Source organism: Marinobacter qingdaonensis (assembly GCF_034555935.1).
GTDB lineage: Bacteria > Pseudomonadota > Gammaproteobacteria > Pseudomonadales > Oleiphilaceae > Marinobacter > Marinobacter qingdaonensis.
Genome location: NZ_JAYDCJ010000003.1, coordinates 1,470,343 through 1,493,897, shown reverse-complemented (window position 1 = coordinate 1,493,897; position 23,555 = coordinate 1,470,343). Strand labels below are relative to the sequence as shown.

The following is a 23,555-nucleotide window of genomic DNA, read 5'->3' as shown; positions in this document are numbered from 1 at the left end:
GACATCAGGCTTCCTCCCCGAGATACACCTTGATCACTTCCGGGTCGTTGGAGACCTGGTCCATGGTGCCTTCGGCCAGCACGCTGCCTTGATGCAACACAGTGACTTTGCGGGCGATGGAGCGCACGAAGCCCATGTCGTGCTCAACCACCACCACCGACTGTTTGCCGGCCAGACTGGTGAGCAATTCCGCGGTGCGTTCCATTTCCTGTTCGGTCATGCCGGCCACCGGCTCGTCCACCAGCAGCAGACGCGGGCGCTGCATCAGCAGCATGCCGATTTCCAGCCACTGCTTCTGGCCGTGAGACAGGATCCCGGCCAGGGCGTTGCGCAGGTTTTTCAGGCCGATCATTTCCAGCACTTCGTCGATGCGGTCCCGGTACTCCGGCTTCATGGTGGCGGTGAGCGTGGGGAACACGCGTTTGTCCGCGGCCATGGCCAGTTCCAGGTTTTCGAACACGGTGAGCGCCTCGAACACCGTGGGTTTCTGGAACTTGCGGCCGATGCCCAGGGAGGCGATGTCCGGCTCGTTCTTGGTGAGCAGGTTGTGGCGGCTGCCGAACCACACCGAGCCGATGTCCGGGCGGGTTTTGCCGGTGATGATGTCCATCATGGTGGTCTTGCCCGCGCCGTTGGGCCCGATGATGCAGCGCAGTTCGCCGTCGTCGATGGTGAGGTTGAGGTTGTTGATGGCCTTGAAGCCATCGAAGCTCACGCTCACGTCTTCCAGGTACAGGATGGGGCCGTGGCGCACGTCCACCGGCGACGCTTCCGGGGTCAGGAAATCGAACACCTGGTCGCGCTTGGTCAGTTGCTCAAAGATGCTCATGCGGTGGCCTCCTGCGCCGGTGCCTTGCCCGAATCGGAGCCGTCGCCGTCAGTGCTGGCTTTCTTGCGATCGAACAGCAGGCCGGCGATACCCTTGGGCAGGAACACGGTGACCAGCACGAACAGGCCGCCGAGGGCGAACAGCCAGGCGTCCGGCATGATGCCGGTAAACACGGTCTTGCCGTAGTTCACCAGGATGGCGCCAATGACGGCACCGTAGAGGGTGGCGCGGCCACCCAGGGCAACCCAGACCACGATCTCGATGGAGAATAGCGGTGAGAATTCGCTCGGGTTGATGATGCCCACCTGGGGCACATAGAGAGCACCGGCGACGCCTGCCAACATGGCAGAGACCACGAACACGAACAGCTGCACACGCTCCACCCGGTAACCAAGGAAGCGGGTGCGAGCCTCGGCGTCGCGGCAGGCTACGCTGACCCGGCCGAGTTTGCTGGTGACGATGCCGCGGCAAATCACGTAGCCGATGGCCAGGGCGATGCCGGTGGCCAGGAACAGGCCCAGGCGGGTGGCGTCGGTGCGCAGGTCAAAGCCGAGCATGTCTTTGAAATCGGTCAGGCCGTTGTTGCCGCCAAAGCCCATTTCGTTGCGGAAGAACGCCAGCATCAGGGCGAAGGTGAGCGCCTGGGTGATGATCGACAGGTACACCCCGGTTACCCGGGAGCGGAACGCCAGGAAGCCAAACACCAGCGCCAGCAGGCCCGGGGCCAGCAACACCATGATGAAGGCGAACCAGGCCATGTCGAAGCCGTGCCAGTACCAGGGCAGCGCGTCCCAGTTCAGGAACACCATGAAGTCCGGCAGGATCGGGTCGCCGTAGACGCCGCGATCGCCGATCTGGCGCATCAGGTACATGCCCATGGCGTAGCCGCCAAGGGCAAAGAAAGCACCGTGGCCCAGGCTGAGGATACCCAGGTAACCCCAGACCAGGTCCACCGCCACCGCCAGCAGCGCGTAGCACAGGTACTTGCCCAGCAGGGTAACGGTGTAGGAACTCACGTACAGGGCGCTGTCCTGCGGCATCAGCAGGTGCAGCGCGGTGACTACAATCAGGGCGGCGAACAGCACGCCCAGGAACAGTTGCGTGGAGCGTTCACGCAGAGGTCGCGTTAACCACATAAATCAGCCCTCTGCTGCGCGGCCTTTTTGCGGGAAGAGTCCGCGCGGCCGTTTCTGGATGAATAGGATGATCAGGACCAGCACCAGGATCTTGGCCAGCACCGCGCCCGCCCAGGGCTCCAGCAGCTGGTTGATGGTGCCGAGGGACAAGCCCGCCAGCAGCGTGCCCCACAGATTGCCGACGCCGCCGAACACCACCACCATGAACGAATCGATGATGTAGCTCTGGCCCAGGTTGGGACCGACGTTGGTGATCTGCGACAGGGCCACCCCGGCCAGGCCGGCGACACCGGAGCCCAGGCCGAAAGTGAGGATGTCCACCTTAGTGGCCTTGATGCCCATGGAGCGGGCCATGGCCCGGTTCTGGGTGACCGCGCGCACGTCCAGGCCGAGCCGGGTCTTGCGCATGATCAGCATCAGCCCGGCGAACACCACCAGGGCGAAGCCGATGACGTACAGGCGATTCAGGGTCAGGGACAGGGCTTCGTTGATCATCAGCGAGCCACTCATCCAGTCCGGGGTAATCACCGTGCGGTTCAAGGGTGAAATCAGGGTGCGCACCAGCTGCTGCAGGATCAGGCTAACGCCGAAGGTAGCTAGCAGGGTTTCCAGCGGCCGGCCTTTCAGGTGCTGGATCACCGAGCGCTCGATAGCGATGCCGGCAAGGGCCGCAACCAGGAAGCCGGCGGGAATGGACAGCAGCAGCGCCAGGCCCGGCTGGCCCGGCAGCAGTTGCTGCATGCCCCAGGTGGTGTAGGCGCCGAGCATGATCAGCTCGCCGTGGGCCATGTTGATCACGCCCATGACGCCAAAGGTGATGGCCAGGCCGATGGCCGCCAGCACCAGCACCGACCCGAGCGAGAGGCCAAAGTACAGGGTCTCGGCGGCGCGGTTCAGTTTCAATTTCTGCTCGATGCTGTCCAGGGCCTTGCTGGCGGCCGCCGACAGTTCGGCGTTATCGCCGCGCACGGCCTGCTGCAGGGCCGCGCGGGCCTCGGCGTTGAGGCTGCCGGACAAGGTGGCCACGGCGGCAACATCGCCTTGCTCGGCCACCTGGTAAATGGCCAGGGCTTCGGTGAGCGCGTCCGCGACCGAGGCGCTGTCTTCGGCCTCGATCAGTTCCGGCAGGCGCTCGGCCAGGGTGCCGTCCACGCTGCCTTTCAGGGCGCGGGCGGCGGATAAACGCAGGTCCTCATCGGGACTCTTCAGGTCAATGACTGAGAGGATGCCTTCCAGCTCGTTGCGCAGGGCGTTGTTGACCCGGATGGTGTCGATGTCCCGGCGGGAGATCTCGCCCAGGGTGTCGCCACTGAGGGCGCTTTCGACGGTCCAGTCCCGGCCCCGGTTGGACAGCACAACGATGAACTGGCCACTGGATTCGATGCGGCCGAGTTTGTTGCTGGCGAAGGCTTCGAGCCAACCGCGGGCGCGGTCATCGCCACTGCCGGCGATGCGGTTGATCACGTCGGGTTTTTCTTTGAAGGATGATTCCGCCAGGGCGGTAAGCAGCTGTTGCGCTTCTGAGTCTTCCAGCTGGGCCAGCGTCAGCGCGGGCCAGAGCAGGAAACCGACAAGCAGAAGCCGGCTGAGCGATCGGATGATGCCCATGGTTGCGTCCTGTCCGTGAGATGGGTGTGGTGCTTGATGACTGCGGGCGGGGCCAGGCCACCGCCCGCAGGTGTTCTCAGTGCTGAACGCTCAGCGATCAGTTGGCCGCAACGTCGGCTTTACCGCCACAGGTGCCGGTAACCACGTTGAAGTTGCCGCAGAACAGCGGCTTGCGCCAGTCACTGATCAGGTCCTTGGAACCCGGCAGGAAGTCAGACCAGGCATCGCCCGCGACGGTGGACGGGGTTTCCCAGACCACGGAGAACTGGCCGTTGTCCTGGATCTCGCCAATCAGCACCGGCTTGGTGATGTGGTGGTTCGGCATCATGGTGGCGTAGCCGCCGGTCAGGTTCGGTACGCTCACGCCGATGATGGCGTCTTTCACCGCGTCCACGTCGGCAGTACCGGCTTTCTTGACCGCTTCGATGTACATGTTGAAGCCGATGTAGTGGGCTTCCATCGGGTCGTTGGTGACGGCGTCTTCGTTGCCGGTGTACTCAACCCAGGCATCGATGAAGTCGTAGTTGGCGTCAGTGTCCACGCTCATGAAGTAGTTCCAGGCCGCGAGGTGGCCGACCAGCGGGCCGGTGTCGATGCCGGACAGCTCCTGCTCACCCACGGAGAAGGCAACGACCGGGATGTCGGCGGCGTCGATGCCCTGGTTACCCAGCTCGCGGTAGAACGGCACGTTGGCGTCGCCGTTGATGGTGGAGACCACGGCGGTCTTCTTGCCGGCGCTGCCGAACTTCTTGATGTCGGAGACGATGGCCTGCCAGTTGGAGTGACCAAACGGGGTGTAGTTGATCATGATGTCGTCAGCGGCCACGCCCTTGTCCTTGAGGTAGGTCTCGAGGATCTTGTTGGTGGTGCGCGGGTAGACGTAGTCGGTGCCGGCCAGGACCCAGCGCTCAACGCCGATGTCGTTCATCAGGTAGTCCACCGCCGGGATCGCCTGCTGGTTGGGCGCGGCGCCGGTGTAGAACACGTTCTCGGAGGATTCTTCACCTTCGTACTGGACCGGGTAGAACAACAGGCCGTTCAATTCTTCCACCACCGGCAGTACGGACTTACGGGACACGGAGGTCCAGTTGCCGAAGATCACGTCCACTTCTTCTTTCGCCAGCAGTTCGCGGGCCTTCTCGGCAAACAGCGGCCAGTTGGAAGCGGGGTCGACCACCACCGGCTCAAGCTGACGGCCCAATACACCGCCGGCTTCGTTCTGCTTTTCGATCAGCATCAGCATGGTGTCTTTCAGGGTGGATTCACTGATCGCCATGGTGCCGGACAGGGAGTGCAGGATACCGACCTTGATCGGGTCTTCGGCGGCAACGGAGTTAAAGGAGATGGACAGGGCGAGTGCAGAGAGGCCCAGCTTCACGTGTTTCTTGATGCTCATTTCGTCATCCTTTTCATTATCGGAGATGTTGTGCAGATCGTCTTAAACGCACCTCTGCTGTGCATCAGCCGTTCCAGCTCCCCGGCATTTCCCGCCATTTCAACAACTTGACCAACCAAAGGGAGCGCACTGCCCCACCCAGCGCCCCATTTCAATGCACCAAAACATGGACAGCTGGTGCACGTTCGCCCCGGCTTAGTGCACTGGGCCCGACGCGAAATCCATAAATCTTTTTATTTCATAGATCTACCATTTCCCGCTGCCGAAGACCTGGTTAAATTACATTCAAAATAGATACTTGTTCAGGCGCCCCGATCGGGGTCGCCCGCCCTGTCCTGGTGCGCCAGAATTCGACGCCAAACCCCGCGCAAGTATTGAATTTAAATTCAGTTTTAGCGCCCGATCACCACTCACAGCGGCGTAGGAAATGTCGCACACACGATGGCGCGAATCTCCGGTGTTGCGCCGACGGGTGCCGACTAGAATGAGAGTTGTCAGGGATGACAGGCCAGCATGGATCGTTGGCGCAAGGACGACACTCCAGGGATTGGAGTTGCCCGAAGGAATTGGGCGTACAAGGATGACTGCAAGGAAGACGCGCTTAGGATGAGTGCATGGCCTGAAGGATCAGGCAGGGGTCAGCCACGGAGACCGGGGTCACAAGGAGCGTGATCCTGTCCGTGCACTCGTTCCAGCTGGTTGCGTCCCGACACCACAAAAACGACGATAACTCAGCATCAGGAACTCACCCTCATGAAACGCACTCCCTTTATTGCCACCCTCGTTCTGTTGATCAGCCTGTTCACCGGCTTTGCTCACGCCGAACCGGTCGCCATCAACATCAACACCGCGGATGTGGCCACCCTGGCGGAACTGACCGGCGTTGGCCAGAGCAAGGCCGAAGCCATTGTCGCCTACCGCGAAGCCAACGGTCCCTTCCAGGCCCCGGCCGATCTGGCCCAGGTAAAAGGCATTGGCGCTCGCACCGTCGAGAAGAACGCCGACCGCCTGACCGTGAAGTAAGCGTAGCCTCCGGCAGTGGCTCAAACCACTGCCGGTGTTACCTCCCCTGCCAGTAAAGCGCCCACCTCCGACCCAACGCCCACCCTCACCGGCGAAATAACACCAGTCGGGCCTGCCAGATTTACACCATTGCCCTCGAAACGGATGGGGCCGAGCCGGAACACTGGCGTGCCCCCCCATGCCCTGCTAGTCTCCGGGCGATCCAAAACCGCCGACATTGAGCAATCCCTGGCTGATGTCGTTCGCGGCCCCAAACAGCTGATTGTGTTGGTTATTGAATGATTCGAGGTGCACTGCTGATCGCCTTGGCGGCCATGCTGTGGGCGACCACGGGCATTGTTGCCAAATTCCTGTTCACCGGCACGGAACTGGAAGCCATTACCCTGGGCTTCCTGCGCCTGGTGGTCGCCCTGCCGTTCTTCTGGCTGCTGATGCGGCGGGAGCAACGCCGTCTGCAACGGGCCAATCCCGGCCAGCCGGTACCTGGCAGCTCGCTGCGCCACCTGAGCCGCAAGGCCCTGGTGCCCCTGGCCGCGCTCGGCCTGTTCCAGGCGCTCTACCAGGGCAGCTATCTGCTGGCCGTGGACCTGACCGGCGCCGGCATCGCCACCCTGATTGCCCTGTGCCTGCCGCCGGTGTTCGTCGCCCTGCTCGCCGCGCCACTGCTGGGCGAGAAACCGGGCCTGCTGACCGTCCTGTCACTGATCGCCGCCATCGTCGGCACCGCCATGCTGGTGCTCAGCGACATGGACACCACCGGCACCCTGCGCCTGGCGGGCATCCTGATCGCTCTGCTCGCGGCCATGATGTACACCGGCTTCACCCTCACCAGCCGCTACAGCTCGGCGGGCACACCGGTGTTCACTACGGCGTTCATCTGCTTCTTCACCGCCGCGCTCATCCTGTTCCCGGTGGTGTGGCTGTCCGGCGGTTTCGAAGGTTTGAAGACGCTTGGCGTGCAGCACTGGCTGATGGTCACCTACATCGGCGTGGTGCCCACCTGCATCGGCTACATCAGTTTCTTCAGCGGCATGCAGACCACACCGGCGACGCTCTCGAGCATCATCGTGACGCTCGAACCGCTGTTCGTGGCCCTGCTGGCCTGGGTGTTCCTGGGAGAGATACTGGGCCCGATCGGCATTGCCGGGGCACTGATCCTGACGGCGGCCGTGATCGTGGCCTCGCGGTATGGCGGGAAGCCCGGTACCGGCACTGAGGCCGATACCGGAAAATGAGCAGGCCGGGTTACTTGGCCTGCTGCTGCATCATGTTCGGCTGCAGGATCTCGATCCAGTAGCCGTCCGGATCCTTGATAAAGGCCAGGCCTTTCATCTTGCCGTCGTCCGGCTTCTTCACAAACTCGACCCCGAGATGCTCAAAACGCTCGCAGGCGGCGTAGACATCCGGCACGGCAATGCCGATGTGACCAAAGCCCTGGGGCTGGTCGTTGCCGTTGTGGTAGGCGAAGTCCTTGTCGTCCTCGGTGCCCCAGTTGTGGGTCAGCTCGAGCATGGCCTCGCGGCCAAAGGTAAAGGTGGTGCGGTAATCGTCGTCGGATGGCACCTGATTGGCCTGGCGGTCGTCCAGGTAGCCCAGGAAGTAGAGCGAAAACTTCATCTCCGGGAAGTCCAGCTTGCGCACCAGACGCATGCCCATCACCCGGGTGTAGAAATCCATGGAGCGCTCTGGGTCCTTGATCCGCATCATGGTCTGGTTGAAGACGAAACCTTCGGTTTCCGGGACCGGATCTTCGTAGAGGCCGGCGGCCTGTTCGAAATGCTTGGGCATGGTTTTTCCCTTCTTTGCTCGCAGGATGTAAAGGTTATACCTGCGTGCGTTGCAAAGGGATTTCAAGGGTGAGCTTTCGTCGGCCTTGGTGCTGGTTTCTGGTGGGGCAGGCTTGGGGGTTGGCGAGGCAGGCTTGGGGGCTGGCGGCGGCATGGGGGGTAGTTTCTTCCGGGAAACCGGAACTCGCTGCGCTCGGACACCCGGTTTTCCCTGCAGAAACCACCCCCCATACCCCCACCGTCATACTTCCATTGTTAAACCACTACAAAGCTATTTTTTATTCTTTGGCTTTTTTCTTTAGCTCTTTTCTTTTTCTCAAACGCCCCTTACTTCGGTAACAAGTGGGGATCGGGGGTGTTTTTCGGAAGAACCATCGCTGTCTGAGCGAAGCGAGTTGGCGATGGTTCTGGAGAAAAATACCCCCGGTCGCCACCGCCCCCCAAGTCCAAAAAAACCAAAGCCAACCACCAAAATCAGGAAGCCAGCTGATGCTCCTCCCCCCGGTAATAAGCCTCAACCCGGGGATTCATGATGCGCTTCCACAGTGGCGGGATGGTCGCCAGAACGATCATGGTGGCGTAACCGGCCGGCAGCTGCGGCGCGACCTCGTGGTGCCGAAGCACCTGGTAGCGGCGCTTGGCGTAGGCGTGGTGGTCGCTGTGGCGCTGGAGGTGGAACAGGAACACGTTGGTCAGGAAGTAGTTGCTGTTCCAGCTGTGCTCCGGTGTGGTGCGCTCGTAGCGGCCGTTGTCCAGCTTGCGGCGGTGCAGACCGTAGTGCTCCAGGTAGTTGACGATTTCCAGCAGGGTGAAGGCGATGAAGCTCTGGGCCAGGAAGAACACCGCGCCCAGCCAGCCGAACGCCAGGGTGAAGCCGGCCAGGGCCAGCGCGCTGACGCTGTACCACCAGATCAATTCGTTGCGCCAGCTGAAGGCCTTCTGGCCTTTACGCTCCAGGCGCTGGGCTTCCAGTTTCCAGGCGTTCAGGAAGTTACGCAGGTAGGCCTGGGGCAAGAAGTTGTACAGGGACTGGTTGTAGCGGGACGAAGACGCGTCTTCAGGCGTGGACACGTGCACGTGGTGACCACGCAGGTGCTCGACCTTGAAGCCGGCGTAGCACACCAGTGACAGCAGGAAGCCCCCGGCGCGGGTTTCCAGTTTGCCGTCCTTGTGAATCAGTTCGTGGGCCACGTTGATGCCCAGGCCGCCGACGATGCCGACGGAGAAGATCCAGCCAATGCCACCGGCGACCGAAAACATACCCGACGCCAGCTGCAGCATGCTCCACACCAGCAGAGCCGCGAAGCCGGCCACCCAGCCCAGGGTGATGAAGCGATAGAAGGCTTCGCTGTTCATCTGGGGCACGTCGGCTTCTTCGTCCGGATTCAGGGCGTCTTTACCCAGCAGCAGATCGAGCACGGGAATGATTCCGAACACCACCACCGGCACGCCCCAGGCGAACAGATTCACCAGGTCCGTGGCCTGACCGGCGGCCAGCAGCAGCGGCGGCAGGGCCAGGGGCACCATGGCGATCAGGTAGCTGTATTTTTTCAGGGTCAGCAGAATCCTTCTGCGCGTGGCCTCCCGGCTGACCATAAGTTGGCGGGTACTCATAACACTCTCTCCTGCGACGTTGTTGTTGATGGCAAGCAATCGCCTATCCACAACTGCATTATTGTCCTACAATTTAGCAGTCGTCAACACGGAATCGCAGTTTTTTTGATCAGCCACCAAAAACGTCGGCAACTCAGGCGCTTGTGGCTTTGTCATCGCAGGCCTGTGATAAGCTGGGCCTCAGGACGTAACGGAAACAACGCAGAGACCCCCATGGATTTTCAGGTGCCCAATACCCTGGCGGAGCAGATTGCCAACTACCTGGCGGAGCGGATCATGACCGGTCAGATCCGTCCGGGGGAGCGCATTCAAGAAGCGACCCTGGCCACCCAGTTGAAGGTGAGCCGGGCCTCGGTGAAGGAGGCGCTGTTTACCCTGGAGCGCTGGCATCTGGTGGAGATCACCCCGCGCAAGAGCGCCTGCGCCACCCGGCTCGACGCCGAGCATGCCTCGGAACTGTACGACGTCTACATGCACCTGCTGATGATGCTGGTCAGCCGGCTGTGCGAGCGCTGGCAGGAGCCGGACCGGGAGCGCATGCTGACCGCCGTGGCCAGCGTGGTGACGCGGGTGCAGCAGCCCGAGACCGACATCACTGCCATTGTCGAGGCCAGTTTCGGGGTGATGGAAACCTGTTGCGAGGTGGTGAATAACCCCTACCTGACCGAGGCCCTGTCCAACTTCAAGCCGGCAGTCAGCCGCGCCTATTACCTGAGCGCGGACCGGTACCGCCGCGGCCTGGCCCAGACCAGCCAGTTTTTCACCCGGCTGCCCGAGGCGGTGCTGGCCCGCGATGCGGCCGCGGCACAGGCCCTGATCCGGGACTTTGCCGAACACCAGAAGGCCCTCATCCGGCAGGCGCTGACCTCCTGAGGGCCCGGGCCAGACTGGACAAACCTCGCCTAACCTCCTGTAAACTGGCTGCTTAACCTGACGGGCAGCCCATGACCGACTCTACTGACAGCGACTACACGAAACGGACTTCCTGGCGGCGCCTCACCGTTTTCAGTCTGATCTTCATGGCCCTGACCGCGGCGGGGCTGTACACGGTGTACGACCAGTTCGCCGGCCGCAGCCTGACCTTCGACCCCCGCCTGGTTGCCCCGTCTACCCTGCTCCTGGCCGGCGCCCTGCTGCTGGTGTATTTCGCCTCCGATGGCCTCCGGCTGCATTTCACCCTGCGGGCACTCGGGCACCGGTTGCCGTTCCGGGTGCTGCTCCGCCTGGTGTTCATCAACCTGTTTTTCTCTAACGTGACGCCCATGGCCACCGGCGGCGGCTTTGCCCAGATATGGTACCTGCATCGCCACGGTGTGCCCATGGGCCGGGCCACCGCCGCCACCACCATCCGCACCGTGCTGGCGGTGCTGTTCATCTTCACCCTGACGCCGGTGTTCCTGCTGACGCTCCAGGCCCTGAAGGATCACAGCGTGACCGGCAGCATCGGCGTGGCACTGGCGGTGTTCATCGGCCTGTACCTGACCTTTTTCGCCATCCTGCTGTTCCGCACCCACTGGCTGATCGCGCCACTGACCCAGCTTCTGGTCATGCTCCGGCGCCTGCACCTGATCAGCGACGCCCGCCACCGGCGCTGGCAGTTCAAGGCCCGGCGCGAGATGCTGCGGTTCTCCGACAGTTTTGGTGATTACATCAAGGGCCGGCCGCTGTTCGTGCTCTTGTCCGTACTGTTCACCGCCCTGTTCCTGCTCAGCCTGTTCAGCTTCCCGGCGCTTCTTATGGTCAGCCTGGGTTACGACATCGACTACCTGGTTTCCCTGGGGCTGCTGGTGGTCACCACCTTCGTCATGTACTTCGCGCCAACGCCGGGCGCCTCGGGCATTTCCGAAGGTGTCTTTGGCAGCTTCTTTCGGGATATTCTGTCAGGCAATCACCTGGTGCTGGTGACGGTGAGCTGGCGCCTGCTGACCATCTACCTGGGCATGATCATTGGCCTGTTCGTATTGCAGAGGGAACTCATGAAAGAACGCAGGTACCCGGAATGATCTTCCGCAATCCGCTGAAGCTGCTGTTCTATCTGTGCGTGCTGGTCGTGCTGATGCTGATCGGCTACAAGACCTACCTGAACCTGTTCATGGAAGACTACAAGGGGCTGCACACCGACCAGGTCGAGCGCATCCAGCGCAGCCTTCCGGCCGACGAGCCGATCAGCTTTGCCGTGGTCGGCAACATCAACAATTCCATCGGCATCTTCGAGGAGCGCATCGTGCCCGAGCTCAACGCCTCGGGCCTGGATTTCATGGTGTCCGCCGGCAATGCGGTCAGCGGCGGCGGCGAGGACAAGTACCGGGCGCTGTATGGCAGCCTGAGCCACCTGGAGATTCCCTACCTGCTGACCTTCGGTGCCCACGAGTACGAGGACTTCGGCAGCTTCCGCTTCTACGACCACTTCGGCCCGCACTTCTTCAGCATCCTGGCCGGCAACAGCCGGCTGATCTTCCTGGACAGCACCGGCAAGACCCCCTGGCAGTGGCAGATCCGCTGGCTCAACGACCTGCTCAGCCAGGACAGCTCCAAGGCCCGCATCCTGTTCCTGGGCCACCCGCCGGTGGAGCCGGACCAGAATGCGCCGTTCGACCAGCGCGACGATTACCTGCAGCCGCCGGAGTTCCGCCGGGCCCTGATGCAGGAGATCCAGCGCCACGGCATCGACCTGGTGTTCTCCGCCAACCTGTCGCTGTACTCCGAGACGGTCGAGAGCGGGACCACCTTCATCACCACCGGCGGCGCCGGCGGGCTGGTGCTCAACAACGACACCAGCTTCTACCACTTCGTGCGGGTGAAGGTCGCCGCCGACGGCACCGTCAGCCACACCCTGGAGCCGCTGGAAGTGGGCCAGCACCCGGTGCTGAAGCAGCTGGAGAGCCTGTGGTTCTTCATCTACTCACTGATCTACTCCGGCTACCTGAACTTCATCCTGATTCTGGCGGTGCTGCTGGCCATCACCATCAAGCTCTACACCACCATTTTCATCGGCCGGGACTATTACCCGGATTACGATCTGGACCCGTCGCCCTGGCTGGAGAAGAAGCTGCGGGTAGTGATGTTCACCAACAACTACCTGCCGTTCATTGGCGGCGTGCCGATTTCCATCGAACGCCTGCGTCGGGGCCTGGAGAGCCTGGGCGATGCCTTGCTGATTGTCGCGCCGCGCTACAAGGATCAGCCGGATTACGAAGAGCTGGTGCTGCGGGTGCCGTCACTGCTGGCCATGGGCGAGAAGCGCGAGTTCCGCCTGGCCAACATCTTCCTGGCCCGCATTCGTCAGGCGGTCCGGACCTTCAAGCCCGACATCATCCACCTACACCATCCGTTCTGGCTCGGCTCCCTGGGGCTGTTCCTGGCCCGCACCCTGAAGGTGCCGGCCATCTACACCTACCACACCCGGCTGGAGCATTACGCCCACTTCGTGCCCCTGCCCGGCATGCTGTTCCGCAACCTGATCTCCCACGCCCTGATCAAGCGCTTTGCCAACAAGTGTGACGGCGTGATCGTGCCCACCTACTCGACCGAGGAATACCTGCGCATGATCGGGGTCAAAACCCCGACCTACGTCCAGCCCACCGGCATCGAGTACCAGCGCTTCCAGCAAGTGGCCGAGGCTGACGTCGAGCGCCTGCGGGACGAGCTGGGGCTGACCGACGAGCGGGTGTTCGTCAGCGTCTCCCGGCTGTCCAACGAGAAGAACATCGATTTCATGATCGAGGCCATCGAGGCCCTGCGCCGCCAGACCGACGTGCCCTTCCGCTTCCTGATGATCGGCGACGGCCACCAGCGCGACCGGCTGCAGCAGAAGATCGACGATCTCGGGCTGCAACAGCACTTCACCCTGGTGGGCGCAGTGCCGCCGGAAGAGATGGCGCTCTGGTATCACCTGGGGGATGCCTTCCTGTTTGCCTCCAAGTCGGAAACCCAGGGCATGGTGATCCTGGAAGCCATGGCCGCGGGCCTGCCGGTAGTGGCAGTGCGCTCCAGCGGGATCGACGATGTGGTTCGGGACGGCTTCAACGGTTTCAAGACCCCGGAAAAGCAGGAACTGTGGGTGGCGGCGGTCGAGCGCCTGCTGGTCGAGGACGACCTGCGCCAGACCCTGTCCGGGCAGGCCCTGGAGTTTGCCGAGGACTTCTCGGTCGAGCAGTTCGCCCGGGACGTGCGCGGTATCTACGCCAGCACCCTGGCCCTGGTGGAGAAGAAGAAACACCGGCCCTGGGACCACTGACCGGTTCACCCCGGGCGCCTGATCGGTTTAGACTGAAATCACGTAAATCAGAGGCGGTTTTTCAGATTCGGAGAGATTACGTGACCCAGATTCCCGTCGGCATCAGCACCTGTCTGTTGGGCAAGGAAGTCCGCCACGATGGCGGCCACAAACACTCCCGTTACTGCACCAAGGTGCTGTCCAAGCACTTCGACTTCCGCTCCATCTGCCCCGAACTGGAAGCCGGGCTGGGCGTGCCCCGCCCCGCCATTCACCTGCGCGAGTATGCCGATGGCCTGCGCCTGATTGAAACCAAGGGCAGCGCCGATCACACCGACGCCATGCAGAATTTCATCGATTCGGTGATGCCGACCCTGGCCGATCTGCGCGGCTACATCCTGATGGCCAAGTCCCCGAGCTGCGGCATGGAGCGCATCAAGGTCCACAACGAAGGCGGCCAGGTGACCCGGCGCGATGGCCGGGGCATGTTCGCCGAAGCGCTGATCCGGACCTACCCGCTGATGCCGGTGGAGGAAGAGGGGCGCCTCAACGACGACATGATCCGGGAGAACTTCATCGAACGGGTCTTCGCCTACGACGACTGGATGCAGAACGTGGCCGGCGACAACCTGAGCGCCAAGGCCCTCATCCAGTTCCACACCCGTCACAAATTCCAGCTGCTGGCCCACTGCGAGAAGATCTATCGTCAGCTGGGCCCCATGCTGGCGGACCTGAAATCAGAGCCGCTGGCGCCCATCGCCGAGCGCTACATCGAGCTGTTCATGGAAGCCATGGCCAAGAAAGTGAGCCGGGGCTCGCACATGAACGCCATGCAGCACCTGATGGGCTACCTGCGGGAGGCCCTGGGCGAGGAGGACCGCAAGGTCCTGATTGAGCAGATGGAGGCGTACCGGCGCGGCGAGGTGCCGCTGGTGGTCCCGATGACGCTGCTGCGTATGGCCCAGCGCCGGGAACCGGTGGATTATCTCAGCGCCCAACAGTACCTGACGCCCTACCCGGACGAGTTGGGGCTGAGAAACAACGTCTGATCAGAAGGTGTACAGCAGGGTAAGGGCGGTCTCAGTGTCGGTCCGCTCTTTGGTTACCGGCGGATCGGAGACATGCTTGACCCGGAACGCAGTCTTCATCGACAGGTTGCCGACCACGTTGGCCTGCAACGCCGTCTCCGACTCGCTGATGGTGTTGTTGTCTTCCAGGCCCACTTCCGTGCTTAGCTTCTGGCGGAATAGGGCCCGGTCGGAAATGGCGTAATCGAGCTGGGTGGCGAAACGGGCAATGGCCGAATCTTCCGCCTCTTCGCCGTTCTCATCGGGCTCGTCGAACCGGTTGTACCGGTAACCGAGACCGGCGGAAACGCTCCAGAAGGATTTCTCCCCTGACTCCCACAGGCGATTACCGTAACCGGTGGTCAACGATGACTCGAAGGCGTAGCCAGAGAACCGGTCATCCTCCCAGGCCCCGCGCAGGAACCAGTACTGGCGCTCGTCCAGCTTGTAGTTGGTTTCCCCTTCGGCCTTGTACTGCTCGGCGGTGGTCTCATCCTCGGCCTCGGTGTGCCGAGCGCTGAGTTCGCCGGTGTTGCGCCAGCGCCGGGACTCCTGGGTGATGGCAAAGCGGCTGTTGAAGTTGGTTTCCTCGGTGTTGCCGGACGTCACCAGGACCCCCAACTCGAATTCCGCACCCACCTTGTCATCCTCACCACTGGCCTGGGCCAGGGGCGAGACGCCAATCAGCGCCACGGCCACTGCGTTTCTGAGCTGCATAACGTCTCCCTGTGAGCCGGCTCAGGCGCCCTGGGTGTTCCGGGACCTTTCGCCGGCCAGACTTTTTTGGGCCTGTTGCTCGCGCTCGGCCTTTTTCCGGGCCTTGCGCTCGGCAATGATGCGCGCCGCTTCGCCACCGACGTGGGCCTCGCCCCGCTCCTGCGCCAAACGCATCTGGCGTTCCCGTTCGGCGAACCGGGCTTTCTGTTCCTCGGTCAGGGAATCGATGCACTGGTGGCAGCTGACCCCCTGCTCGTACTCCGGGCGCTCCTTGTCGGCCTCGGTAATCGGGCGCCGACAGGCGTGGCACTGGTCGTACTCGCCCCGCTCCAGTTGATGGTTCACCGTGACCCGGTCATCAAATACGAAGCACTCTCCGTGCCACAGACTGTTTTCCTGGGGTACGTCCTCCAGGTATTTCAGGATGCCGCCCTTGAGGTGGTAGACCTCCTCGAAGCCCTGTTCCTTCAGGTAGGCCGTGGACTTCTCGCAGCGGATACCGCCGGTGCAGAACATCGCCACCTTCTTGTGCTTGACGGGGTCCAGGTTCTGCTTCACGTAGTCCGGGAACTCCCGAAAGGTGTCGGTGGCCGGATTAACGGCGTTCTGGAAGGTGCCGATTTCCACCTCGTACTGGTTGCGGGTGTCCACCAGCACTACGTCCGGATCGGAAATCAGCTGGTTCCAGTCCTTCGGCTCGACGTAGGTACCCACGATGCGCTTGGGGTCGACACCGTCCACGCCCATGGTGACGATTTCCTTCTTGAGCTTCACTTTGGTGCGCTTGAAGGGCTGGATGTCCACAAAGGACTCTTTGTAGTCGATGCCCTCGAACCGGGCGTCGGCACCGATCCAGGCCTTGACCGCGTCGATACCGTCGCGGCTGCCGGCGATGGTGCCATTGATGCCCTCGCGCGCCAGCAGCAGGGTGCCGTGCACATCCTGTTCCAGCATCAGGTCCAGCAGGGGCTGGCGAAGGGACTGGTAATCGTTCAGGACTGCGAACTTGTACAGCGCGCAGACAACAACATCATTGCTCATTCATTTCTCCTGCGGGCCGGACCGTAAATCCGGAGCATGGGTTGGTCTGTTCGTTCACTGACCGAAGCCAGGGAGGGCGCAAATTTTAACCAACTCTGGCGTGCAATCAAGTGTAGCCGGATCGGGCCGTCCGCGCGCCGTTACTCGCTCGCCAGTTCCCGCTCCACCACGGCGGACAGCTGGCCCCAGCCGGGGCGGGTCAGGCGGATGTTGTCCACCAGCACCGTGGGCGTGCTGGTCACCCGCAGTTGCATGGCAATGCGGCGGCTCTGCTCGACGTCTTCTCGGTGCAGCTCGGTGGTCATGCAACGCTGGAACCGGCGCTCGTCCAGGCCCAGGTCACCGGCGTAGCGGGTGAAGGTGGCGGTCGCGTCACCGGAGCTGCTCCACTCGCTCTGGGCATCGAACAGTTGATCGTGCATGGCCCAGTAGCCGCCCTGGTCCCCGGCACAGCGTGCTGCCATGGCCGCGGGCATGGCGTTCTGGTGTTGCTGCAGTGGCAGATCGAAAAAGACGAAACGCACCTTGCCGGCATCCACATACTGCTGCTTCAGCTGCTGGCTGGCGTCGGAGAACCGGCCGCAGGCCGGGCACTGGTAATCGGCGAATTCGCGCACCACCACCGGGGCGTCCTCGGGACCAACAGACACACCGTACTGGTCCAGTTCGGCCGGGAACGGCTCGGCGTTGGCGCCGGCAACCGGCAACTCATCGGACGTGGGTTCCGGCTGGGCGGTGAGAAAGAACAGTCCCAAGACGACGGCCGCCAGGACCAGTAAAGCCGCGCCCAGGTACAGGGGCTTTTTGCTGGCTTTGCGGGGTGCCGGGGCACCGGTTTCCTTGCGACGTTTGGCTTCACCCATTGCGGGCTCCTTCTCGTTGTTGACGGATTTTTGGTAACCGGCGACCGTTCTCAGGGCCGCCAAGGCAAGCTAAGATCCTTTATATCTTAAAAAAGTTCCAACAAAAATTAAGGAAAACTCATGGCCTTACCTGCACATCTCTCCCGCAACCTCCGTCTGCCCCTGGTGGCGGCGCCGATGTTTCTGATCTCCGGTCCGGAGCTGGCCCTGGCCTGTTGCCGGGAAGGGGTGATCGGCAGTTTTCCGGCCCTGAACCAGCGCACCAGCGAGGGCTTTGAGGCCTGGCTGGTGCAGATGAACACGGAACTGGCGCGCCTGCGCCAGGACCAGCCGGAGTCGACCCTGGCGCCCTACGCGGTGAACCTGATCGTGCACCGGACCAACCCGCGCTGGCAGGCGGACCTGGAGCTGTGCGTGAAGCATGAGGTGCCCATCGTGATCACCTCCCTCGGTGCGGCCAGCCAGGTGGTGGACGCGGTCCATGGTTACGGTGGCCTGGTGTTTCACGACGTCACCAACCAGAAGCACGCCCGCAAGGCGGCCGAGGCCGGGGTCGATGGCATCATTGCCGTCGCCGCCGGTGCCGGTGGTCACGCCGGCACCATCAACCCGTTCGTGCTGGTGCATGAGATCCGCGAGGTCTTCGATGGCCTCATCCTGCTGGCCGGCGGCCTGTCCCACGGCGAGGACCTTCTGGCCGCCGAGGCCCTCGGCGCCGACCTGGCCTACGTGGGCACCCGCTTCATCAACACCGAAGAGTCCCAGGCCGACGACGCCTACCGCAACATGATCATTGAGGCCGTGTCCGCCGACATCATCCACACCCCGGCGGTGTCCGGGATACCCGCCAGCTTCATGCGCCAGAGCCTGGAAGCGGCTGGCTACCCGATGGACAAACTGCACCAGGCCGGCGACATCGATTACGGAGAAAAGCTGAAACCGGTGGACGACGAGGCCAAGGCCTGGAAGACGGTGTGGTCGGCGGGCCAGGGCGTCAGCCAGATTCACGACGTCCTGACGGTCCAGGCCCTGGTGCAGCGACTGAGTGACGAATACCAGCAAGCCCGGGCCCGGCTGCTCGACTGAGCCGCCCGAACCGGAGCCTGCCGTGGGTCAGACCCGGAACTGCGACGCCTTGGCCTGAAGCGCCGCCAGCAGCTCACCGATCCGGTGGCTGGCGGTGTCGGAGCGATGGATGGCGTCCACCGTGGTTTCCGACGAGCGGGCAATGCCCTCGACACTGACACTGACCTTGCCGGCGTGGCGGCCTTCTTCCTCGGCCACCGAGGAGATGGTCAGCGCCCGCTCCTGCAAATCCCCCAACAACCGGTTGATCTGCTCGAAATGGGCATCGGCCTTCTGGAATTCCGTGGAAGACTCGGCCACCTGCCCGGACACCTGGTCGATGACCGACACCGCCTGCCGGCTGCCCCGCTGCAGGCGCTCGATGATGGCTTCGATCTCCGTGGTGGATTCCTGGGTCCGGCTGGCCAGCGTGCGCACCTCATCGGCGACCACGGCAAAACCGCGTCCGGACTCGCCGGCCCGGGCCGCCTCGATGGCGGCGTTGAGGGCGAGCAGATTGGTCTGCTCGGCGATGGCGCCAATCACCGACAGCACCGAGGTGATTTCCGTGCTCTGGGTGTTGAGTTCATTGACCGCCGACACCGCCTGCTCGACGTTGCGCACCACCGCGGCCAGCCGGTCCCGGACATCCCGGGAGATGCCCGCGGTCGCCTCGCTCTCGGCACCGATGGTCTGCACCGAACCGGCCACTTCCTGGATACTGTCGGCCACCTCGGAGATGCTCTGGGACATGGCCGCCATGGTGTCCGACACCTCGGCCACCTCCTGTTGCTGGTGGTTCACCGCCGAGACCGCATCCCGACTCACTTCGCCCTGCTCCCGGGCCTGACCGGCGGCGGTTTCCGCCGACGCTTTGACATCGGACACCAGCTCCTGGATGCGGGCGATGAACTGGTTCATGCCCCGGGCCATCTCGGTCAGCTCGTCCTTGCCCTTCAGCGAGACCCGGCGGGTCAGGTCGGCCTCGCCATCGGCAATCCCCCAGATCGCCGAACTCAGGCGCAACACCCGGGGCAGCAGGCCGCCGCCGAGCACGGCAGCAACCAGCAGAATCAGCACCAGCACCGAGCCGATGGTCAGCAGCGACAGGTCCGCGGACAGGCTGGCCGCTTCCCGGTTCAGGGACTCAACGGTGCTCTGGATGCGCGCCTGGGTGGTGGCGTCCATATCCGCCAGCTGTTGCTGCAGGCGCTGGTTGACCTGCTCGGTTGCGGCGTCGAGGGTCTGGCGAGAGGCATCGATGCTGCCGGCAATGGTGGCGCTGAATTCCTGCTCCAGCTGGGCCAGATCCCGGTTGATGCCCTCGAGCGACAGCCCGAGCTTGAGCTGGCCGATGGCCGAGCCCTGGGGCTTGATGTCCGCGGTGATGATGACCACGTTGGGGTCGCGACTGGCGGCGTCGAGGACCCGATTTGCAGCACCGCGGCCCTCACCCTGCTCCATCAGGGTGCGAACCCGGTCGTCGGTTCGATCAACGTACCGGGTCATGCGCTCGCCGTACTGGTCGTAGTAGATGGCGAACAGCACCGATTCCCGGGCATCGGCCAGTTCCACCAGGTCGGTCAGCCGCGGGATGTCCCGGTCCCAGATCAACGGCGCCGCCACCGCCGCCAGCACATTGGCCAGACCCTGGGCCTCGGCCATGACCGCCGTGCGCACGTTGCTGGCCACCCGCTCCTGCTGTTCGGTCTGCTGCACCGTCAGCTCGTTGGCGAGTTCATCGATGGTCTTCTCCCGCATGGCCTGCAGGCGCCCGCGGACGTCCTCCCGGGTCTCACCGAAGGATTCGCTGACCTGATTGCTGCTGGCTTCCAGGGCCGATCCGGCCGTGTCCACCAGGCGCTCGACCTGATTCGAGATCAGCCACTGGCTGACCACCACCTGCACCAGACCGGCAACAACCAGGATCAGGAAAACCGGTCTCAGCAGCCGGCTTGTGACCAGCTGTTTGATAAAGGGTGCGGACATAATGACTCCGTCAACGTGTTATGCGGTGCTGTCCTTCATTCTTTTAGGGCGTCCGTTGCCTTGGGTAACGACCAGTTGTAGCAAAACGTGAGCCATGGGGCGGGCGTTTTTGTGTAGGCTTTTGTTGCAGGTCATGGGTGGACATTGCAGAGGTTCGCGGGCCGTGGTGAACTATTGCCCGCCGACCCCGTAATTCTTCAGACATTTAGCCAATGAGGACAGGGTATGTTTGGACTGTTCAAAGCCGACCCCAAGAAAAAACTTCAGAAAGCCTACGAGGAAAAACTGGAGAAAGCCCTGCACGCCCAGCGCAACGGCGATCTGCGGACCCACGGTGACCTGATGGAAGAAGCCGACAAGATCTACCGGGAGATCCAGAATCTGTCCGATGGCAAGTGATCGGCCGCCACTAAGGCGATGACTCTGGCCGTCTACTCGTCGCCCAGCCCCCGTGACAGTTGCGCAAGCTGCTGGCGCAGTCGCAAGATATCCCGGTGCATGGCATCGACCTGATCCAGCAACTCCAGGGAGACGGCCAGGCCCGGCAGGTTGATCTTCAGATCCCGCTGCAGGCGCATGGCCTTGCGCAGCCGTAGCAGCGCCTCCAGATCGAATTCCCAGTTCTGCTCCGGTGCCGACGGGGCCTGCTCGATCGGCTCGATGATGCCGTAGCTCACCATCTTCAGCACCAGCTCGGCGTGGCACTCGCCCCGCTCGCACAGCTCCCTGAGCGAGAAGGTCGCCCTGGATTCCGCAACATCGATGGTCACTACCGATTTGTTCCCCGCCATGGTGTCACTCCCTGCTTACACATGCAGCCTGCTGCGTGGATTGAAGTGTTTCTCCGCTTCGGCCAACTGCTCGTACAGCCCTTCCGCCTCTTTGCTGTGCTGCTCCGGCATAACGATCTGCAGCACCACGATCTGGTCGCCAGGGTGCTTACCGGGCAGCCCCTTGCCTTTCAGGCGCAGCTTGCGGCCACTGGAGGAGCCCTTTGGCACCTTGACGTTCACCTTGGCGCCGACGGTGGGCACGGTCACACTGGCGCCCATGGCCGCCTCCCAGGGCGCAATGGGCACGGTGACCAGCACATCCCGACCTTCCACCGTGAACACCGGGTGTGGCGCCAGCTCGATTTCCAGCAACAGGTCGCCGGGCTCGCCGCCGCCATAGCCGGGCGAGCCCTGGCCCTTGAGACGCAGATGCTGCCCCTCGCGCATGCCAGCCGGAATTTTCACATTCAGGGTCTTCTGCCGCTCCCGGATGCGGCCCTGCTTGTCCGGCTCGTGCACGGTGAAGGACACCTGTTTTTCACAGCCGTGGAACACCTCTTCCAGGAACAGCGCGAGCCGGGCGTGCACGTCTTCACCGCGCATGCGCATGCTCTGCCCGAAACCGCCAAAGCCGCCACGGCCCTGGCCGCCGGCGCGATGGCCGCCACCGAAAATCTCCTCGAAAAAGTCGCTGAATTGCCGGGCGTCGGCCTCGGTATAGCCGCCGCCCCCGAACCCGGAGGCGCTCTGCCAGCCCGGTGGCGGCTGGAAGGAGCCGTCGGTCCGGGCGCCGTATTTGCGGATCTGATCGTATTCGGCCCGCTTTTCCGGGTCCTTCAGGACCTCGTAGGCCTCGCCGATGTCCTTGAATTTGTCTGCGGCCTTGTCTTCTTTACTGACGTCCGGGTGGTATTTCCGGGCCAGCTTGCGGTACGCCTTCTTGATGTCCTCGGGGGAGGCAGACTCACTCACACCGAGGGCGGCGTAATAGTCCTTGAAGTCCATGTTGTTCCCCAAAACCTGATCAACGGTTGAACCCTGATACCGGTTCTCTAAAACCTATAGTTGTCGCTGTTGGCGGAAATACAAGCGGTGGTTTTACTCCGGCGGCCACCGAAACCTGGCCGCGATCGCAGTGGTTGCCCTTATACCCATGCCCGGCGATTCGGGCGAACATAACAGGTTTCGCCCTAACGCCCTGAATTTTGGAGTTCCTTTGACCAGCACGCCGATGACCCGAGTGCAGATTTTCCTGATCGAATTCGCTTTGGCCCTTGGCGGTTTCGCCATCGGCACCGGCGAATTTGCCATCATGGGCCTGATGCCCAACGTGTCCCAGGACCTGGGCGTGACCGAGCCCGAGGTGGGGCACCTGATCAGCGCCTACGCACTCGGGGTGGTGGTCGGCGCGCCCCTGCTGGCGATCATCGGCGCCCGCTTCCTGCGCCGGCAGTTGCTGATCGGGCTGATGGCCTTTTACGCGGTCGGCAATCTGGCCAGCGCCCTGGCCGACGGTTACACCGGGGTGATGATCGCCCGTTTCGTGGCCGGTCTGCCGCACGGTGCCTATTTCGGGGTTGCCGCCCTGGTGGCGGCCTCTCTGGTGCCCGCCAATCAGCGGGCCAAGGCGGTGAGCAAGGTGATGATGGGGCTGACCCTGGCGCTGCTGCTGGGCAATCCACTGGCCGCCTGGCTCGGGCAGTCGCTGGACTGGCGCTACGTGTACGCGTTCGTCGGACTGGTCTCGGTGGTCACGCTGACCATGGTGATCGCGGTGCTGCCATCGGACCCGCACGAGCAACGGCAGGGTTCCCTGAGCGAAATCCGGGCCTTTAACCGGGCCGGCATCTGGTTTGCCCTGGCCATCGGCGCCGTCGGTTTTTCCGGGATGTTCGCGGTGTTCAGTTACCTGGCACCGACGCTGCTGGAGGTGACCCAGGTCGCCGCGTACTGGATTCCCATCGCGCTGGCGGTGTTTGGTCTCGGTGGCTTTGTCGGCAATCTGGTCGGCGGCTGGATGTTCGATCGCCTGGGTTTCCGGGCGGTGGGCGTGATCCTGCTGCTGAGCGCCTGCGTTCTGTTGGCGTTTCCGTCCACCACCGGCTCGCTGCCGGTGCTGTTGCTGGCCTGTTTCCTGGTGGCCATGATGGGGGCACTGGGACCGGCACTGCAGACCCACCTGATGGATGTCGCCCACGGCGCCCAGAACCTGGCCGCGGCCTCGCACCACGCCGCTTTCAACCTGGCCAACGCCCTCGGGCCCTGGCTGGCCGGCATGGCGATCACCGCCGGGCTCGGCTGGTCCTCCACCGGCTACGTGGGCGCCCTGACCGCGACCCTGGGGCTGGCCATATTCCTCGCGGCCTGGCGCCACAACGAAAAAGGCCTCCGCGATGCGGAGGCCTATCAAACGCCGGTCTCTTAAGCTCGA

At 63.0% G+C, this 23,555-nt stretch carries 21 protein-coding genes and 1 pseudogene; 10 read left to right on the top strand and 12 right to left on the bottom strand.

Annotated elements, in window-relative coordinates; genetic code table 11:
• Positions 1 to 4 precede the first annotated feature (4 nt).
• The 4 genes from urtD to urtA all read right to left on the bottom strand — a co-directional run bounded on the left by urtD (position 5) and on the right by urtA (position 4,969).
• Entirely contained in the window at positions 5 to 829 is an 825-nt protein-coding gene (urtD, locus tag U5822_RS09950; RefSeq protein WP_322855472.1) for an urea ABC transporter ATP-binding protein UrtD, read from the bottom strand.
• Positions 826 to 1,965 carry an urea ABC transporter permease subunit UrtC gene (gene urtC / locus U5822_RS09945; RefSeq protein WP_322855471.1) on the bottom strand — a complete coding sequence of 380 codons (1,140 nt, stop codon included), beginning with the start codon at positions 1,963 to 1,965 and terminating at the stop codon, positions 826 to 828. The genes urtD and urtC overlap by 4 nt, the downstream gene beginning before the upstream one ends.
• 3 nt (positions 1,966 to 1,968) lie before the next feature.
• The gene (urtB, locus tag U5822_RS09940) at positions 1,969 to 3,573 is read right to left on the bottom strand and encodes an urea ABC transporter permease subunit UrtB (RefSeq protein ID WP_322855470.1); all 1,605 of its coding nucleotides are present in this window, start codon (positions 3,571 to 3,573) and stop codon (positions 1,969 to 1,971) included.
• Between the two features lie 97 nt (positions 3,574 to 3,670).
• Complete coding sequence (gene urtA, locus U5822_RS09935) at positions 3,671 to 4,969, bottom strand: urea ABC transporter substrate-binding protein (protein ID WP_322855469.1); 1,299 nt, start codon at positions 4,967 to 4,969, stop codon at positions 3,671 to 3,673.
• Positions 4,970 to 5,722: 753 nt separating this feature from the next.
• Here urtA and U5822_RS09930 point away from each other — a divergent pair.
• The 3 genes and pseudogenes from U5822_RS09930 (at position 5,723) to U5822_RS09920 (ending at position 7,227) form a co-directional block, all read left to right on the top strand.
• Positions 5,723 to 5,992 carry a ComEA family DNA-binding protein gene (locus U5822_RS09930; RefSeq protein WP_322855468.1) on the top strand — a complete coding sequence of 90 codons (270 nt, stop codon included), beginning with the start codon at positions 5,723 to 5,725 and terminating at the stop codon, positions 5,990 to 5,992.
• A gap of 165 nt (positions 5,993 to 6,157) precedes the next feature.
• Positions 6,158 to 6,274 (top strand): annotated as a pseudogene (locus U5822_RS09925) (LUD domain-containing protein); the annotation flags it as partial.
• Complete coding sequence (locus U5822_RS09920; RefSeq protein ID WP_322855467.1) at positions 6,271 to 7,227, top strand: DMT family transporter; 957 nt, start codon at positions 6,271 to 6,273, stop codon at positions 7,225 to 7,227. The pseudogene U5822_RS09925 and the gene U5822_RS09920, both read left to right, overlap by 4 nt.
• 10 nt (positions 7,228 to 7,237) lie before the next feature.
• On the opposite strand, the gene gloA is transcribed toward U5822_RS09920, so the two are convergent.
• Together gloA and U5822_RS09910 are read right to left on the bottom strand one after the other, a co-directional pair.
• A complete protein-coding gene (gloA, locus tag U5822_RS09915) occupies positions 7,238 to 7,780 on the bottom strand; it encodes a lactoylglutathione lyase (RefSeq protein WP_322855466.1) in 543 nt (180 codons plus the stop codon).
• Positions 7,781 to 8,253: 473 nt separating this feature from the next.
• Complete coding sequence (locus U5822_RS09910) at positions 8,254 to 9,393, bottom strand: alkane 1-monooxygenase (protein WP_322855465.1); 1,140 nt, start codon at positions 9,391 to 9,393, stop codon at positions 8,254 to 8,256.
• A 213-nt stretch (positions 9,394 to 9,606) separates the two neighbouring features.
• Between U5822_RS09910 and U5822_RS09905 the strand changes: the two genes are divergently transcribed.
• The 4 genes from U5822_RS09905 (at position 9,607) to U5822_RS09890 (ending at position 14,658) form a co-directional block, all read left to right on the top strand.
• Positions 9,607 to 10,266 (top strand): GntR family transcriptional regulator, encoded by a 660-nt coding sequence (locus U5822_RS09905; RefSeq protein ID WP_322855464.1) that lies wholly within the window; start codon positions 9,607 to 9,609, stop codon positions 10,264 to 10,266.
• Between the two features lie 71 nt (positions 10,267 to 10,337).
• Complete coding sequence (locus tag U5822_RS09900; protein WP_322855463.1) at positions 10,338 to 11,396, top strand: lysylphosphatidylglycerol synthase transmembrane domain-containing protein; 1,059 nt, start codon at positions 10,338 to 10,340, stop codon at positions 11,394 to 11,396.
• Entirely contained in the window at positions 11,393 to 13,630 is a 2,238-nt protein-coding gene (locus U5822_RS09895) for a glycosyltransferase (RefSeq protein ID WP_322855462.1), read from the top strand. Before U5822_RS09900 ends, U5822_RS09895 begins: the two co-directional genes overlap by 4 nt.
• 80 nt (positions 13,631 to 13,710) lie before the next feature.
• Positions 13,711 to 14,658: a YbgA family protein gene (locus tag U5822_RS09890; RefSeq protein ID WP_322855461.1), complete on the top strand. Its 948-nt coding sequence runs from the start codon at positions 13,711 to 13,713 to the stop codon at positions 14,656 to 14,658.
• On the opposite strand, the gene U5822_RS09885 is transcribed toward U5822_RS09890, so the two are convergent.
• The 3 genes from U5822_RS09885 to U5822_RS09875 all read right to left on the bottom strand — a co-directional run bounded on the left by U5822_RS09885 (position 14,659) and on the right by U5822_RS09875 (position 17,297).
• A complete protein-coding gene (locus U5822_RS09885) occupies positions 14,659 to 15,393 on the bottom strand; it encodes a DUF481 domain-containing protein (RefSeq protein ID WP_322855460.1) in 735 nt (244 codons plus the stop codon).
• A 21-nt stretch (positions 15,394 to 15,414) separates the two neighbouring features.
• Complete coding sequence (trhO, locus tag U5822_RS09880; RefSeq protein WP_322855459.1) at positions 15,415 to 16,434, bottom strand: oxygen-dependent tRNA uridine(34) hydroxylase TrhO; 1,020 nt, start codon at positions 16,432 to 16,434, stop codon at positions 15,415 to 15,417.
• A 140-nt stretch (positions 16,435 to 16,574) separates the two neighbouring features.
• Entirely contained in the window at positions 16,575 to 17,297 is a 723-nt protein-coding gene (locus tag U5822_RS09875; RefSeq protein WP_322855458.1) for a DsbA family protein, read from the bottom strand.
• A 120-nt stretch (positions 17,298 to 17,417) separates the two neighbouring features.
• Between U5822_RS09875 and U5822_RS09870 the strand changes: the two genes are divergently transcribed.
• The gene (locus U5822_RS09870) at positions 17,418 to 18,383 is read left to right on the top strand and encodes an NAD(P)H-dependent flavin oxidoreductase (protein ID WP_322855457.1); all 966 of its coding nucleotides are present in this window, start codon (positions 17,418 to 17,420) and stop codon (positions 18,381 to 18,383) included.
• A gap of 27 nt (positions 18,384 to 18,410) precedes the next feature.
• Here U5822_RS09870 and U5822_RS09865 read toward each other — a convergent pair whose 3' ends face one another.
• Positions 18,411 to 20,351: a methyl-accepting chemotaxis protein gene (locus tag U5822_RS09865; protein ID WP_322855456.1), complete on the bottom strand. Its 1,941-nt coding sequence runs from the start codon at positions 20,349 to 20,351 to the stop codon at positions 18,411 to 18,413.
• A gap of 225 nt (positions 20,352 to 20,576) precedes the next feature.
• Here U5822_RS09865 and U5822_RS09860 point away from each other — a divergent pair, with 225 nt between their 5' ends.
• Entirely contained in the window at positions 20,577 to 20,750 is a 174-nt protein-coding gene (locus U5822_RS09860) for a DUF6435 family protein (RefSeq protein ID WP_322855455.1), read from the top strand.
• Between the two features lie 32 nt (positions 20,751 to 20,782).
• Here the strand turns inward: U5822_RS09860 and U5822_RS09855 are convergent, their stop codons facing one another.
• Both U5822_RS09855 and U5822_RS09850 read right to left on the bottom strand, forming a co-directional pair.
• Positions 20,783 to 21,142 (bottom strand): chaperone modulator CbpM, encoded by a 360-nt coding sequence (locus U5822_RS09855; RefSeq protein WP_322855454.1) that lies wholly within the window; start codon positions 21,140 to 21,142, stop codon positions 20,783 to 20,785.
• A 15-nt stretch (positions 21,143 to 21,157) separates the two neighbouring features.
• A complete protein-coding gene (locus U5822_RS09850; RefSeq protein ID WP_322855453.1) occupies positions 21,158 to 22,129 on the bottom strand; it encodes a DnaJ C-terminal domain-containing protein in 972 nt (323 codons plus the stop codon).
• A gap of 193 nt (positions 22,130 to 22,322) precedes the next feature.
• Here U5822_RS09850 and U5822_RS09845 point away from each other — a divergent pair, with 193 nt between their 5' ends.
• Positions 22,323 to 23,549 (top strand): MFS transporter, encoded by a 1,227-nt coding sequence (locus U5822_RS09845; protein ID WP_375171004.1) that lies wholly within the window; start codon positions 22,323 to 22,325, stop codon positions 23,547 to 23,549.
• Positions 23,550 to 23,555: the final 6 nt, after the last annotated feature.